The sequence below is a fragment of the Saccharomonospora glauca K62 genome (genome assembly GCF_000243395.2).
GTDB classification, from domain to species: domain Bacteria; phylum Actinomycetota; class Actinomycetes; order Mycobacteriales; family Pseudonocardiaceae; genus Saccharomonospora; species Saccharomonospora glauca.
In genome coordinates, this window is sequence record NZ_CM001484.1 from 3,999,342 (window position 1) to 4,012,918 (window position 13,577).

16 protein-coding genes are annotated in these 13,577 nt (G+C 68.1%); 8 read left to right on the forward strand and 8 right to left on the reverse strand.

The window, feature by feature from the left end:
- Positions 1-3: 3 nt before the first annotated feature.
- Together SACGLDRAFT_RS18610 and SACGLDRAFT_RS18615 are read right to left on the reverse strand one after the other, a co-directional pair.
- A complete protein-coding gene (locus SACGLDRAFT_RS18610; protein ID WP_005466507.1) occupies positions 4-861 on the reverse strand; it encodes a hypothetical protein in 858 nt (285 codons plus the stop codon).
- Between the two features lie 149 nt (positions 862-1,010).
- Complete coding sequence (locus SACGLDRAFT_RS18615) at positions 1,011-1,745, reverse strand: GntR family transcriptional regulator (protein ID WP_005466508.1); 735 nt, start codon at positions 1,743-1,745, stop codon at positions 1,011-1,013.
- Between the two features lie 169 nt (positions 1,746-1,914).
- Between SACGLDRAFT_RS18615 and SACGLDRAFT_RS18620 the strand changes: the two genes are divergently transcribed.
- Together SACGLDRAFT_RS18620 and SACGLDRAFT_RS18625 are read left to right on the forward strand one after the other, a co-directional pair.
- Positions 1,915-2,934, forward strand: a complete 1,020-nt coding sequence (locus SACGLDRAFT_RS18620; RefSeq protein ID WP_005466509.1) for an SIS domain-containing protein — start codon at positions 1,915-1,917, stop codon at positions 2,932-2,934.
- Positions 2,931-3,890 (forward strand): N-acetylglucosamine kinase, encoded by a 960-nt coding sequence (locus SACGLDRAFT_RS18625; RefSeq protein ID WP_005466510.1) that lies wholly within the window; start codon positions 2,931-2,933, stop codon positions 3,888-3,890. The genes SACGLDRAFT_RS18620 and SACGLDRAFT_RS18625 overlap by 4 nt, the downstream gene beginning before the upstream one ends.
- A 39-nt stretch (positions 3,891-3,929) precedes the next feature.
- On the opposite strand, the gene SACGLDRAFT_RS18630 is transcribed toward SACGLDRAFT_RS18625, so the two are convergent.
- The gene (locus SACGLDRAFT_RS18630; RefSeq protein WP_005466512.1) at positions 3,930-4,601 is read right to left on the reverse strand and encodes a DUF3159 domain-containing protein; all 672 of its coding nucleotides are present in this window, start codon (positions 4,599-4,601) and stop codon (positions 3,930-3,932) included.
- A 212-nt stretch (positions 4,602-4,813) separates the two neighbouring features.
- Here SACGLDRAFT_RS18630 and SACGLDRAFT_RS18635 point away from each other — a divergent pair, with 212 nt between their 5' ends.
- From SACGLDRAFT_RS18635 to SACGLDRAFT_RS18655, 5 genes are all read left to right on the forward strand, one after another.
- On the forward strand, positions 4,814-5,644 hold the full coding sequence (locus SACGLDRAFT_RS18635; protein WP_005466514.1) for an SGNH/GDSL hydrolase family protein: 831 nt from the start codon (positions 4,814-4,816) through the stop codon (positions 5,642-5,644).
- A 70-nt stretch (positions 5,645-5,714) separates the two neighbouring features.
- Positions 5,715-6,419 carry an OmpA family protein gene (locus SACGLDRAFT_RS18640; protein WP_005466515.1) on the forward strand — a complete coding sequence of 235 codons (705 nt, stop codon included), beginning with the start codon at positions 5,715-5,717 and terminating at the stop codon, positions 6,417-6,419.
- A 38-nt stretch (positions 6,420-6,457) separates the two neighbouring features.
- Positions 6,458-6,811 (forward strand): hypothetical protein, encoded by a 354-nt coding sequence (locus tag SACGLDRAFT_RS18645; protein ID WP_005466516.1) that lies wholly within the window; start codon positions 6,458-6,460, stop codon positions 6,809-6,811.
- Between the two features lie 63 nt (positions 6,812-6,874).
- Complete coding sequence (locus SACGLDRAFT_RS18650) at positions 6,875-7,366, forward strand: DUF6932 family protein (protein WP_005466521.1); 492 nt, start codon at positions 6,875-6,877, stop codon at positions 7,364-7,366.
- A complete protein-coding gene (locus SACGLDRAFT_RS18655) occupies positions 7,360-8,238 on the forward strand; it encodes a hypothetical protein (RefSeq protein ID WP_005466522.1) in 879 nt (292 codons plus the stop codon). The genes SACGLDRAFT_RS18650 and SACGLDRAFT_RS18655 overlap by 7 nt, the downstream gene beginning before the upstream one ends.
- Positions 8,239-8,499: 261 nt before the next feature.
- On the opposite strand, the gene thpD is transcribed toward SACGLDRAFT_RS18655, so the two are convergent.
- The 5 genes from thpD to SACGLDRAFT_RS18680 form a co-directional block, all read right to left on the reverse strand.
- Positions 8,500-9,402: an ectoine hydroxylase gene (thpD, locus tag SACGLDRAFT_RS18660; protein WP_005466524.1), complete on the reverse strand. Its 903-nt coding sequence runs from the start codon at positions 9,400-9,402 to the stop codon at positions 8,500-8,502.
- A gap of 148 nt (positions 9,403-9,550) precedes the next feature.
- On the reverse strand, positions 9,551-9,940 hold the full coding sequence (locus tag SACGLDRAFT_RS18665; protein ID WP_005466525.1) for an ectoine synthase: 390 nt from the start codon (positions 9,938-9,940) through the stop codon (positions 9,551-9,553).
- A 47-nt stretch (positions 9,941-9,987) separates the two neighbouring features.
- On the reverse strand, positions 9,988-11,241 hold the full coding sequence (ectB, locus tag SACGLDRAFT_RS18670) for a diaminobutyrate--2-oxoglutarate transaminase (protein WP_005466526.1): 1,254 nt from the start codon (positions 11,239-11,241) through the stop codon (positions 9,988-9,990).
- 68 nt (positions 11,242-11,309) lie between these two features.
- Positions 11,310-11,855 (reverse strand): diaminobutyrate acetyltransferase, encoded by a 546-nt coding sequence (gene ectA, locus SACGLDRAFT_RS18675; protein ID WP_005466527.1) that lies wholly within the window; start codon positions 11,853-11,855, stop codon positions 11,310-11,312.
- Positions 11,856-12,101: 246 nt separating this feature from the next.
- Positions 12,102-13,121, reverse strand: a complete 1,020-nt coding sequence (locus tag SACGLDRAFT_RS18680) for a helix-turn-helix domain-containing protein (RefSeq protein WP_005466528.1) — start codon at positions 13,119-13,121, stop codon at positions 12,102-12,104.
- Between the two features lie 52 nt (positions 13,122-13,173).
- Between SACGLDRAFT_RS18680 and SACGLDRAFT_RS18685 the strand changes: the two genes are divergently transcribed.
- The gene (locus tag SACGLDRAFT_RS18685) at positions 13,174-13,566 is read left to right on the forward strand and encodes a cupin domain-containing protein (protein WP_005466530.1); all 393 of its coding nucleotides are present in this window, start codon (positions 13,174-13,176) and stop codon (positions 13,564-13,566) included.
- Positions 13,567-13,577 lie beyond the last annotated feature (11 nt).

Here is a 13,577-nt window from a genome sequence, read left to right on the forward strand (position 1 = left end):
CACTCACTCCCGCGACGGCTCCCGGTCCTCGTCGAGCTCCTCCGACTGGGTCGGTTGCGCGGGCTCGGTGGGCTGCTCGCTCACCGACGTGCTCTCGTCGGGCCGGGTCGTCTCGGGCGTCTCGGACACCTCCGACTCCTCGGTGGGCGCGGTCTCGTTCCGGGGCTCCTCGCCGTCCCTTTCGAGGCCGGGCTCGGCGTCCGGCTCCGAGGTCGGCGTGACGGAGGTGTCCTCCTCGTCCCGCTGTCGCACGTCCTCGGCGTCACCGCCCCGCGGCGCCCGGTGGTCCCCACCGATCCCGTCGTTGCCTCGGACGATGCTGCTGACCGTGGTGGACCCGTCTCCCGACAGCGCCTTGCCGGTGACGCCCTCGTAGCCGGTCACGACGAGCATGCAGATGACGAACGCCAACGCGCTCGTGGCCGCCAGCACCGGTCCCCTGCGCCGCCACCACTGCCGCCGAGCCCTGGCGTTCTCGACGGCGCCGGACGAGGCCAACACGCGCGTGCGTTCCATGGCCGCCAGGTACTCGTCCAGCTGCTGCTGCGTGGGCGCCGGGAGGTACACGGTCCGGTCGGGGTCCATCTCCGCGCCGTGGCGGGCCCCCCTGCCGCGACGGCCCGTCATCATCCGAGCCGCCTTCTTGGTCCGCTCCAGCGACCTCATGAACAGCTCGCTGCCCACCGTCGTCACCACGCTGAGCAGTCCGGCACCGACCACCGTGCCGTACACGCCCAGGGTGGAGCACAGGAACGCCGCCACCACCGCGGCCAGCGCGGCGGCGACCACCTGGGCGGGCGAGAGCCCCGACTTCTCCGACTTCCGGGTATCGTCTCCGACCTTCGCTCTGTCGTCGCTCATGCCTCTCGATCCGCTCGCACTCCCATATCCCTCCAACGAGACAATCGTTCGAGCGACTCCCGGCGTTGCCGGACGTGAGCACGATTACGTGCCGTCAGCACCTCGTGGCGCGGACGGAGTGTCTACAGTGGCCTAGCGCGACGAATTGGTCACGGACGGGTCAGCGTCGTGACGAACTTGTACCGGTCGCCCCGATAGATCGAGCGCACGTACTCGACCGGTTTGCCGTCGGAGGCGAACGTCTGCCGCGACAGCAACAGCACCGGCATACCGACGTCGGCGCCGAGCAGGTCCGCCTCCTGCGGGCCGGCCAACGAGGTCTCGATGGTCTGCTCCGCCCGATCCAGCTCCACGCCGTAGCGGTCGCGCAACGCCTCGTACAACGAACCGCCGGACGCAACGTGCCTGCGCAGCCCTCGGAACCGCGACGACGGCAGGTGCGTGGTTTCCAGGGCCATGGGCTCACCGTCGGCGAGCCGGAGCCTGCGCAACCGCAACACCTTGGCGCCGGTACGAATGCCGAGCAGCCTCGGCAGCTCACCCTCGGCCGGGATCTCGTCGATCTCCAACACCCGCGACGACGGTTCCCTGCCCTGCGCCCGGATGTCCTCGGTGTAGGAGGACAACTCCAACCGCTGGGCCAGCTTGGGTTCCGCGGCGAACGTGCCCTTGCCCTGCACCCGGTGCAACCGCCCCTCGGCCGTCAGATCGGCGAGCGCCTGCCGGACCGTGGTCCTGGAGACGGTGAACTCCGACGCCAGGGCCCGCTCCGTCGGAATGGCCGCTCCGGCGGGCAAGGACTCCAACAAGTCGAGCAGGTGTTGCTTGAGCGCCCAGTACTTCGGCTCCCGATGCGCTCGTGTGCCGGAAAGCGTCTCCACCATTGCCGACTCCCTCACTAAGGACACCTACCCCCTCACCCCAGAACGTACCCTTCGGATAGTACGTTGAACGTGGTCATTATTGGTCTAGACCGGTGAGGCGCACGGCCGCTGTGACCGGCTCGGGTGAAAGCGGGGTGAGACCGTGGACAACGCCGGTGAAGGCAAGTACATGGCCGCCGAGGTGGCACAGCAACCGGACGTGCTCGCGGGGTTGGTCCGGGCACGTTCCGACATCGCCGAGGCCGCCGCGCGGATCGCGAGGCGACGGCCCCGATTCGCCCTGCTGGCGGCCAGGGGATCGAGCGACCACGCCGCCATCTACGCCAAGTACCTCATCGAGGTGCTGCTGGGGCTACCCGCGGGGCTCGTGTCGCCGTCGACCACGACGCTGTACCACGCCGAGCAGGACCTCACCGACGTCCTGCTGGTCTCCATCAGTCAGAGCGGTGGCTCCTACGACCTGCTGGAGGTCACGCAGGCGGCCCGCTCGCGCGGCGCGCTGACCGTGGCCGTCACCAACACCCCGTCGTCGCCGCTCACCGAGGCTGCGGAGCTGTCGGTGGACGTCCGCGCGGGCACCGAGCGCGCGGTGGCCGCCACCAAGACCTATTCCGCGACGCTGCTGGCCCTGTACCTGTTGGTGGACGCGGTCCGCGGGGGCAAGGCGGAGGAGGTCGCGGGGATCGGCGAGTTGGCCTCACGCACCCTCACCGAGTCGGCGGAGGAGGTCGAACGGGCCGTCGAGCGGTACCGGTTCGCCGACCGCATCCTGACCACGGCCCGTGGCTACTCGTACGCCACCGCGCTCGAAGGCTCGCTGAAACTCGCCGAGACGAGTTACCTCTCCACCCGCGCCTACAGCGGCGCCGACCTCCTGCACGGTCCCGTCGCGGCCGTCGACTCCGAGACCGCCGTCCTGGGCATCACCAGCATCGGCCGAGGAGGCACCGCGATGTTCGACGTGCTCGACACGGTGTCGCAGCGCGGCGCGGACGTGTTGTGCGTGGGCTCCGCGGCGCGTTCGGTGCCGTCCGCGGCACTGACCGTCACCGTCCCCGAAACCGCCGAGGAGGTCGCTCCGATCCTGGAGGTGCTGCCCGTCCAACGGCTGGCGTTGGGGCTCGCGCTCGCGCGCGGTCTCGACCCCGACGCCCCTCGGGGGCTGCGCAAGGTGACGAAGACCCGATGAGACTCGCGATCGGAGTGGACGCGGGAGGCACGTCCACGCGCGCCTGGGTCGTCGACGACACGGGCCGAGTGCGCGGCACCGGCACGGCGGGTGGAGCGAACCCGAACTCCCACCCACCGGAGGCCGCGGCGCGGGCGATGGTCGAAGCGATCACCACAGCCATGAGCGGCTCCGACCCGGCCGAGGTCCGAGCGTGGGTGATCGGCATGGCGGGGCGCAGCAAGCTCACCGACCCGCGGATCGCCGCCGTGTTCGAACGCGAGTGGGCCGGTCTCGGGTTCGTCCGAGCCGGGCGGCCTCGGCTGGTCTCCGACGCGGTGGCCGCGTTCGTGTCGGCGACACCCGAACCCGACGGCACAGTGCTCGTGGCGGGCACGGGCTCCATCGCGGGCCGCATCCGCGACCGCGAGATGGTCTCCACCGTCGGCGGCTACGGCTGGCTGCTCGGCGACGAAGGGTCGGGTTTCTGGCTCGGCAGGCAGGCCGTACGGACCGCGCTCGACGTGTTGAACGGCAACCACCCACCGTCGTCGCTGGCCGACGCCGTGCTCGCCGAGGCGGGCATCGAGAAACGCTCTCCCGACGCCGCGTTCCACCTGATCACCGCCGTCAACGCGGAGCCGCCCGTGCGGCTGGCCCGCTACGCGCCTCTGGTGAGCGCCGCCCACGCCGACGGCGACCCCGCGGCGACCGAGATCGTGGAACGAGCGGCCACGCTACTGGCCGAGATGGCGCTGGCCGCGCGTGACGACGGAGAGACGACCCCGGTGGTGCTGGTCGGCAGCGTACTCGGGCCCGCGAGTCCCGTGGGCGAGGCCGTCCGCGCGGCCCTTCGCACTGCCACGGACGCACCCGTCCTCGGCAGCGACAACGGCGTGCTGGGAGCGGCCTGGCTCGCGGCACTCGACGCGTTCGGCCCCGACATACCACGGCCGAAAACGGGTACCGTGAGCTGAGGCCCCCGGACCTCCCCCTCGCCGGGGGCCTCTTCTTGGCTAGGGAGCGTTCCCCGGAGAGGCGGGGCGGGTCGGATGTCGCAGCCCCGGATGGTCGTCGGGCAGACACCGGTACAGCACCCAACCACTCACCACGAGCGTCGCCAGCACCAGCGGCCAGGACAACGCCACGCGGGCGACACTCAGTGCCACGACGGCGTTCGCGGCCCACAGCACGCCGAACACCACCACTCGCACCAGGTACTGGGCCACCCACACCCAACTGGCCCGCGAATAGGCACGAACCAGTGCCGGGTCCGAACGCCAGCGGGTCTTCTGCCCCAGCACGAACCCGACCACCACACCGAGCAGCGGCCAGCGCACCACGATGCTGATGGCCCAGGCCAGCGCGCTCGCGACGTTGGAGAGCAACTGCGGCAGGAAAAAGTCCACCGCCCGCCCGGTGTACAGGGCGATCAACGCGGCGACGACCACCGCGGCGAGGCTCACCAACACGGCGCCGATCCGGCCCCCGCGCCCAAGACGCACCGCGCCGACCACGACGCTCACGACGATGGCGGCCGCCGCTCCCCAACCAATGGAGGCGTCGCCGACGAGCCAGCCGACCACGAACGCGACGGGGGGAAGGCTCGCGTCGAGAGCGCCCTTGCGGCCACCGAGCAGGCTCGCCAGTGACTCACGCCGCTCGTTGCTCGGGAGACCCTCACTCACGTGTCCAGCTTGCCCGAAGACGCTTCGCCGTCGTGGCGCCAGGGAGGCGAGAGGTTCACCACACCGCTGGAAAACTCCAGCTCAAACGCGGAAAATCACGGCGTCACGGGGGTTGCGATCAAACCGACGGTAGCGTAGGCGGAGATCGCGAGTGCATTCTGTCGAGTTGTTCGTGGGATTTTCACAGGGGCTTCGCTGGGAGGAGACGTAGGTTGACCCAATTCAGCAGCTACGTTGCGATCGGGGACAGCTTCACCGAGGGCCTCAACGACATGCTCCCCGACGGCTCTTTCCGCGGTTGGGCCGACAGGCTCGCCGAGATCCTGGCCCGCGGCCGCGACGACTTCCGCTACGCGAACCTCGCCATCCGCGGCAAGGTCCTCGCCGAGATCATGAACGAGCAGCTGCCCGTCGCGCTCGACATCAAGCCCGACCTCGTCACGGTGTGCGCGGGCGGTAACGACATCATCGTGCCCGGCACCGACGTGGACGAGGTGGCGAAGGAGTTCGAGAAGGGCATCGCGAAGCTGCGCGAGGCGGGCATCGAGGTGCTGATCTTCACCGGGCCCGACACCAAGGGCCTGTCGGTGATGAGCATCCTGCGCAGCAAGGTCGGCATCTACAACGCGCACCTGTGGGCCATCGCCGACCGGCACGGCGCGAAGGTCGTCGACCTCTGGGCCATGGACGTGCTCCACGATCCGCGCGCGTGGAGCGACGACCGGCTGCACTTCACCTCCGAGGGCCACCGTCGCATCGCCCTGCGCGCGGCCGAGGTCCTGGGCGTGCCCACCGAGAGCGACTGGCGCGAGCCGTGGCCCGACAACCCCGAGCCCACCAACTGGCTGACGCTTCGGCGTTCCGACCTGGAATGGACGAAGACGCACCTGCTGCCGTGGATCCGCAGGCACATTCGCGGTGAGTCCATGGGCGACGGCATCCTGCCGAAGCGTCCCCAGCTCACGCCCCTGGTGACCTCGACGACCTCCACCCCGAAGTCGGTGGCGGACCGGGCCGTGTCGGAACGAAGCCGCTCCGCCTGAGCGGTCCCCGCGCGGAGCCCGCGGTGTCGAACCGTCGCGGAGCCGGGGTGGATGGACATACAGTCGCGTTATGCGGGCACCGCGCGTCCTCGCCGCACTCGCCGCCCTGGCGGCGGTGCTGATCAGCGGCGTGCTCGCGCTCGTGGCCACCCTCGTCGAGCGGGACGACATCGAGGCCGACCTCGCCGTCCGGTCGCAGGAGGCGCTCGCCCGGTACCGGGTGCCCGCCGACGTGGTGGACGTCGCCGGTCGCGACGCGACAGTCCTCGCCGACTCACCGCGGTCGGCGCTACTCGCGAAGGCCGTCGTCGAGAACGTCGACGGCGTGCGCTCGGCAGCCATCGTCATCGGCTCACGCGAGAGCGCAGGCACCGGGCGGGTCGACACCGCGGTGGACCCCGACGCCCCCGCCAAGGCCCGGCTCCAACGGTCGCTCGACCGACAGCTCACCGCGAACCCCATCACCTTCCTGCCGAACTCCGCTCGTCTCACGTCCGACGGCGAGAAGGCGGTGAGGCGGGTCGCCGAATCCTTGACCGAGGCTCCCACGGATTGGCGGTTCGAGGTAGGCGGCCACGCGGCGCGGGTATCCGGTGCGGACTCGAGGAGCGCCGAGGAGTTGTCGCGCGCGCGAGCCGAGACCGTGGCGGAGGAACTGGTGTCCCTCGGTGTATCACCCGACCAGGTGAAAGCCATCGGGTACGGCGACGCCCGCCCGCTTTCGAAGCACGGCACGGCCGCGAGCGACCGCAGGGTGGAGATCCGCGTGCGGTGACGCCTCGGCACGGAGCGTGACCTGGCAGGAGGCGGACCATGCTGTGGCTGTTCGGTGAGATCTGGTTGTGGTTGCTGATCGCGTTCGTGCTGGGACTCGCCTTGGCGGCGGCGGCCTTCCTCGCCACGAAGCGTCGCGAGCGCACCCCGGCCGACCGTCCGACCGAGCCGACACCGCGGGTCGAGGACATGTCCGACACCGAACGCACGCAGTTCATCCGCCCGGTCGGACCCCGGCCGGGCACCGGCCCCGAGGCCGAGGAGCGCCCCGACGAAGGCAGGCGTCAGGGCGTGCTGCCCGTGTCCTCCTCGGAGTGGCACGCCCGTAACGAATGGCCCGACGAGCACGACATCGCGGCGGCCGAGGAGAACCGCCCGCGGCGCGAACGCTGACGGAGCAGGCTGGTAGGTTGCCGGGTGATTCCCCGGTTCACGTTCGCAGTCGAAGGATCGTGCATGCCGCTACCGCACTGGACGTCGGAGAACGTTCTCCCGCCCGGGCGGCACCAGGCCGACCTCTCCGACCTCTACGAACGGTTCGTGTGGGACGCCCCGTACCGCGACGAGCGCGAGATCCTGTTCAGTGCGCTGAGCGGATACCTCGGCGTGGTGTGCAGGCTGATCCCGTCGGGCCGAGCGTGGGTCGCCGGTGGCCTCGCCGTTCGCTCGGCGGCCGTACCGCGCGACGTCGACGTGGTACTCATCCCGGACGAGTGGGGCGCGCTCAAGCGGCTCGACGAGCCGGCGCGGTCGACCTTCTACGGCATGTTCACCCTCAAGGGCGTGATCGCGGAGAACCCCGCGATGTACCTCGATCGGGTGCAACCCGTCAGCGGGCTGGTGGACGGCTTCCTGTGTCACCCCGGTGACGAGGACGCCTGGGAAGCGGTGTGGTCACGCGGTCCCGTTCCCGGTTCGGTGAAGGGCTTCGCGGAGGTGGTGTGGTGAGCTTCCGGCGAATCGCCGAGAACATCCCCGGCGGCACGTGGCTCGACGACCTGGCGAGGGCGTCGGCTCTGGCCGCGCACGCGAAGTTCGAACGCACCTCGCGTTCCCCGCTACTGAGGGTCTCGGTGCTTGGGTCCACCCACCTCGACGCCTACACGTCCTCCGACATCAGCCGCGCGCTGCAGGACGCCACGGCCAAGATCGGCCACATCGTGCGCAACCCGCAGACCGAGATCACCTCGGTGCAACCGTCCGACCGGGAGAAGGCACCGCTCATCCAGCGCGGGCAGGCGGGCAACGCGATGTTCTTCGGGTTCCCCGAGACCTCCGTGCCCGACGCCCTGATTTCCGACGGCATCGAGACGCTGTCGGAACGCGCCGTGAAGGAACTCTGCGACTTCCTGCCGGTGAACGGCTCCGACGACGGCGCGCTCGACGCGGTGCTGCTCCAGCGGGACACCGTCCGCAACGCCGTGAGCGACATCGTCAACGCCGTGATGCGCACGTCCAGCATCGCCCTATCGCTGACACCGACGTCGGGCGAGGAAGTCGCTCGCAGCATGACCATCGAGCAGGCGAGAATCCTGCAGGGCAGCCTGCGCGAGTCACGCGAGGACGTCGGGTACGAGACGGTCAGCGGCAGACTCGACGGCGTGCGCACCCGTAGGCGAATCTTCTACCTCGAACGCGACACCGGTTCCACCATTCAGGGGGCGGTGGCTCCCGATCTGCTCGACAAGATCAAGGAGAACCTCGACCGGCCGGTGACGGCCCGGCTTCGGGTGGTGCGCACCACCACCATCGACGGCCGCCGGGGGCGTCCGGTGTACGAACTGCTGGAGATCCGATCGGAGACGAGCCTGTTCGACTGAGGTCGTCACCCGAAAGCCGACGACTCACCGACGACGGGCACGAGTACGGCCCCGTGCCACCAGTCCCGAATCTGGCGGCGCGGGGCCGTACTCACGCAAATCCACACCACCACCGCACGAACGGACCCACCCCGAGCAAGGAGTCCCCGTTCCTGGCGGCGGTCACCTCACCAGCCGCGCCGCTGAGGTGCGGATACGGTAACAGACCGCATCGGAGCAATTACAGCCGCCCCGACACGACCCGACCACCCACTTCCTCGATCAGCGGGTGAGCGGCGTGAAGTCCCGCGCGCCGATGAAAGACGGCCTCGGACGCTTCGCCGCGAAGGGCTCCACCAACGTGTTCTCCACGCTGTTGAAGACCAGGAAGATGTTGGACCTCGGGAACGGCGTGATGTTGTTGCCGGACCCGTGCATGATGTTCGAGTCGAAAAACAGCGCCGATCCCGCCGGTCCCGTGAACTGGTCGATACCGTGCTCGGCGGCGAGCTTGGTGATGTCGTCCTCGCTCGGAACGCCGATCTCCTGCTCCTTCAACGACTCCTTGTAGTGGTTCTCCGGCGTCTCACCGACGCACTGCACGAACGTGCGCTGCGAACCGGGCATCACCATCAGACCACCGTTGAACGGGTAGTTGTCGGTGAGCGCGATGGAGCAGCTCACCGCGCGCGGCCTCGGCATGCCGTCCTCGGCGTGCCAGGTCTCGAAGTCCGAATGCCAGTAGAAGCCGTTGCCCCGGAAGCCGGGCATGTAGTTCACCCGGCTCTGGTGAATGTAGACATCGGACCCCAGGATCTGCTGCGCCCGGTCCAGGATCCGCGGGTCACGCGCCAATTCACCGATCAGCTCACTGATCTTGTGTACCTCGAAGATCGACCGGACGTCGCCGGACTTCTTCTCGGTGACGACGCGCTCGTCGGCCTTGAGTTCCTCGTCCGACGAGAGCCGCACGAGTTCCTGCCAGTACCCCTGCACCTCGGCAGGGGACAACAGTCCCTCGATGATCGTGTACCCCTTGGTGTCGTGCGAGGCCAGGGCCGCCGCGTCCATCGGGCCGTCCTGCTCGCTGCCCCAGACGGTGGGGTCCTTCCGCTCCAGCAGCTCCGCCTTGCCGGAGACACGGGTGGGGTACAAATCGGTGGTCCGGCTCTCCGCGAGAGTCACGTAACTCGCCTCCTCCGAGTGCCACTGTGCTGTTTTCGGTCGGTTGTGTTTCGCGTTCTCCCCGTTCTTCCAGGTGATACCCGTTCGGGGTTCGCGGGAACCGTCCTCACGGGAGGCGGCTCCCGCGAAACCTGTGGTGGTCCGCTTGTCAGTCCTCGACGACGAGCGGGTAGACGCCGTTCTCGTCGTGCACTTCACGACCCGTGATGGGCGGGTTGAAGACACACACCGTGCGCATGTCCGTCTTGGGACGCACCTGGTGCTTGTCGTGCTCGTTCAGCAGGTACAGCGACCCCGGCTTGAGCTGGTAGGTCTTACCGGTCGCCTTGTCCGTCAGCTCACCCTCACCCTCGACGATGAACACCGCCTCGATGTGGTTGGCGTACCAGAAGTCGTTGACCGTCCCCGCGTACAACGTGGTCTCGTGCACGGAGAACCCGACCTTGTCCTTGGCCAGCACGATGCGCTTGCTGCGCCAGTTCGGCTGCTTGATGTCTGCCTCGGTGTCGGTGATCTCGTCGAGGGTACGAACGATCAATTTTGCTCCTTTACGGGTTGAATGGGAAGCGCCTGTCGCAGGCGCGGTCAGCGACCGAGCACGGCTCGGACGGAATCCCTGATGATCGACAGTCCTTGGTCGATCTCTTCCTCGGTCGTGGTCAGAGCGGGCAGCAGCTTCACCACTTCCCCGTCGGGGCCGGAGGTCTCCATCAGCAGCCCGCGGTCGAAGGCCGCCGCGCAGACCTTGCTCGCCAGCTCCCCACTCGGGAACTCCAGACCACGGGCGAGACCGCGGCCCTTGGCCACCAGGTTGGCGTCGGGGTACTGGTTCACCAGCTCGGCGAACGCCTCGGCGACCCGCTCGCCCTTCGCCTTGGTCGCCTTCTCCAGCTCGTCGTCGCGCCAGTAGGTGCGCAGTGCCTCGGTGGCCGTGACGAAGGCCGGGTTGATGCCGCGGAACGTGCCGTTGTGCTCACCCGGAGCCCACACGTCGAGGTCCGGGCGGATCAAGGTGAGGGCCAGCGGAAGGCCGTACCCGCCGATGGACTTGGACAGGCAGATGATGTCCGGCTTGATACCGGCTTCCTCGAAGCTGAAGAACGGCCCCGTGCGACCACAACCCATCTGCACGTCGTCGAGGATCAGCAGGATGTCGTGGCGCCGGCACAGGTCCGACAGCCCCTTCAGCCACTTCAGCCGAGCGGCGTTGATGCCGCCCTCACCCTGGACGGTCTCCACGATGACCGCGGCGGGTTCGTTCAAGCCGCTGCCGGAGTCCTCCAGCAGCCGCTCGAAGTAGAGGAAGTCCGGGTAGGCGCCGTCGAAGTACTTGTCGTACGGCATCGGCGTCGCGTGCACGAGCGGGATGCCCGCGCCACCGCGTTTCATCGAGTTACCGGTCACCGAGAGCGCACCGAGCGTCATGCCGTGGAACGCGTTGGTGAAGTTGATGACCGACTCCTTGCCGGTCACCTTGCGGGCCAGCTTCAGCGCGGCTTCGACGGCGTTCGCACCGCCGGGACCGGGGAAAATGACCTTGTATTCCATCTCCCGCGGTTTGAGGATGACGTCGTTCAACGTCTCCAGGAAGTCACGCTTCGCGACGGTGAACATGTCGAGCGCGTGGGTCACGCCGTCCCGCGAAATGTAATCGAGCAACGCCTTTTTCAACACGGGGTTGTTGTGCCCGTAGTTGAGCGCACCGGCGCCGGCGAAGAAGTCCAGGTATGCTTTGCCGTCTTCCGAGTAGAGCCAACTCCCCTGAGCCCGATCGAACACTGCGGGCCAGCCACGGCTGTAGCTGCGCACCTCGGACTCAAGCGTTTCAAAGATGCTCACTTGCTTAGTCTCCTGCTATTGAGGGACAAATCGAATGACGCGAGTTCTGTCACATTCGCGGTTATCGATCACTGGGGCTGCGGAGCGCGCACGAGTGGGCCGATGCGGAAAAGATCCTCGGGCTCGTGAGCATCGGGGAAGTCTTCTGCCTCGAACAGCCGCGAACGCTCCAGCGCGGCGTTCCACCTCTTGGCGAAGGAGGAGAACAGCCTGATCGACGCCTCGTTGTCGGGCGTGATCGTGGTGTCCAGGTAGCGCACTCCGGCGTCCACGAGTCGACCGAACAGCTCGTCGAGCAGCTTTCCCGCCAGGCCGCGCCCCCGCTGTGAAGCGTCGACGGCGACCTGCCACACCAGTACGGACTCGGGATCCGTGGGACGCCGGTAACCGATGACGAAACCAACAATTTCCTCGTCTACGCGCGCGACAACCGATGTGTCGATGAAATCGACACACCACAGCAAGTAGGCGTACGACGAGTTCAAATCCAACTTCCGCGAATCACGCGCGATTCGCCACAGGGCCGCACCGTCCCGCTTGGTCGGCGTTTCGATCACAACGCGGCCCGCAGATTGATTATCGCCGTTGGCACGCTCCGTGTGCTTTCCGGACATATTCAAAGAACGTAACAGAGTGCTTTGCAGGTATCAGCCCGTCAAGCTGCAGCACAGCGTGACTACCTGCAGCAACGCAAAAACACGTGTGAGAATGCCGACAGTAAGCTTCCGATCATGAATTAAATGTGCTATAAGCACACCGCGGGACCGCCGTATTCAAATGGCGCCTGGACAGGTACGGTAGTGGCGCGTGGCACAGAACGCGAGCGTCCGTAAGAGTTAGCGCACCGTCGAGTGAGTTCGTTACGCGGACCGAGTCCCGGCGGACGCCGACCTCCGGAACCGGTGCCCGAACCGCCTGCGGTACTCGCTCGGGCTCACCCCGACCTGCTTGCGTAGGTGTGCACGCAAGTTCGACGCCGTACCCAAACCGCTGGCCTCCGCCACCTGGTCGAGGGACAGCTCTCCCTTCTCCAACAGCAGGCACGCCAACCGCACCCGCTCTCCCGTCAGCCACGCCAGGGGTGTCGTCCCCAACTCGGCGGCGAACCTGCGGTGCAAGGTGGCGGGACTCACCGCGGCCTTGCGAGCGAGGTCGCGCACACTCAGTGGTTGATCGAGCCGTTCCTGCGCCCACTCCAACACCGGAGCCAGGCTCGCCTCGACCCGACGCGCCACCGGACGCTCGACGAACTGCCGTTGTCCCCCGTCACGGTGGCCGGCGAACACCGCGCGCCTGCTCACCGTGTTGGCCACCTCCGCCCCGTGGTCCTTGCGAATGACGTGCAGCCCGAGATCCAACGCCGCCGCGCTTCCGGCAGCGGTGAGCACGGAGCCTTCGTCCACGTAGAGCACGTCGGGGTCCAGCTGGACCTCGGGGAAACGCGAGCGGAAGACCTCCACCCACCGCCAGTGGGTCGTCGCTCGCCGCCCGTCGAGCACACCCGCGGCGGCCAGGGTGAACGCGCCGGTGCAGAAACTCATCAGTCGCGCGCCCCTCGCCGCGGCCGAGCGAATCGCCTCCAGCACCGGAGCCGACGGTGGCGTCTCCGGGTCCGGGCGGTTCGGGACCAACACGGTGTCGGCCTCCTCCACGGCCTCCAACGGCGCGACGTCCGACAGTGTGAAGAAACCCGCGTGCATCCGCACGGTCGGAGTCGCGGAACACAGCCGGAACTCGTACCACGGAGCCCGCAGGAGGCCGTCGAGTTCGGGACGACGCAGCCCGAACAACTCCGTCGCCACCCCCAGCTCGAAGGGATTGGACCCGTCGTCCACGATGGCGACCACTCGATGCGCCGACTGCGACGATCCTTGCGGCATACGCGATTTGTAGCACTTACGAGCGACGTCCGCAGGCACCAAGATCGGGGCCATGCCACGGAAACCCATCGATCTGACCCGCACGTTGGAGTCCTTCGACGAGCTTTGGAGCCCCCGCATCGTCGCCACCGTGAACGACCACGACGTACGAGTGGCCAAGGTCGAGGGCGAACACCTCTGGCATGCCCACGACGACACCGACGAGTTCTTCTGCGTGCTCGACGGTGAGTTGAGCATCGCGCTGCGGGACGGTGCCGGGGAACGGACCGTGGTCCTGCCCAGGGGCTCGGTGTTCGTGGTGCCGCGGGGGGTCGAACACAAGCCGTCGTCGAAGCACGGCGCCTCGATACTGCTGTTCGAACGCACCGGGACGCTGAGCGTCGGCACCCGGCACGAGGACGTTCCCGAACACGTGGACGCCACCACCGGCCACGCGCTCCCGTGAACCGCACCGGG

Excerpts from the sequence above, each read along its gene's own strand:
- SACGLDRAFT_RS18610 (WP_005466507.1), bottom strand. The coding sequence starts at position 861 with ATGAGCGACGACAGAGCGAAGGTCGGAGACGATACCCGGAAGTCGGAG.
- SACGLDRAFT_RS18615 (WP_005466508.1), bottom strand. The coding sequence starts at position 1,745 with ATGGTGGAGACGCTTTCCGGCACACGAGCGCATCGGGAGCCGAAGTAC.
- SACGLDRAFT_RS18620 (WP_005466509.1), top strand. The coding sequence starts at position 1,915 with ATGGCCGCCGAGGTGGCACAGCAACCGGACGTGCTCGCGGGGTTGGTC.
- SACGLDRAFT_RS18625 (WP_005466510.1), top strand. The coding sequence starts at position 2,931 with ATGAGACTCGCGATCGGAGTGGACGCGGGAGGCACGTCCACGCGCGCC.
- SACGLDRAFT_RS18640 (WP_005466515.1), top strand. The coding sequence starts at position 5,715 with ATGCGGGCACCGCGCGTCCTCGCCGCACTCGCCGCCCTGGCGGCGGTG.
- SACGLDRAFT_RS18645 (WP_005466516.1), top strand. The coding sequence starts at position 6,458 with ATGCTGTGGCTGTTCGGTGAGATCTGGTTGTGGTTGCTGATCGCGTTC.
- SACGLDRAFT_RS18650 (WP_005466521.1), top strand. The coding sequence starts at position 6,875 with ATGCCGCTACCGCACTGGACGTCGGAGAACGTTCTCCCGCCCGGGCGG.
- ectA (WP_005466527.1), bottom strand. The coding sequence starts at position 11,855 with ATGTCCGGAAAGCACACGGAGCGTGCCAACGGCGATAATCAATCTGCG.
- SACGLDRAFT_RS18680 (WP_005466528.1), bottom strand. The coding sequence starts at position 13,121 with ATGCCGCAAGGATCGTCGCAGTCGGCGCATCGAGTGGTCGCCATCGTG.
- SACGLDRAFT_RS18685 (WP_005466530.1), top strand. The coding sequence starts at position 13,174 with ATGCCACGGAAACCCATCGATCTGACCCGCACGTTGGAGTCCTTCGAC.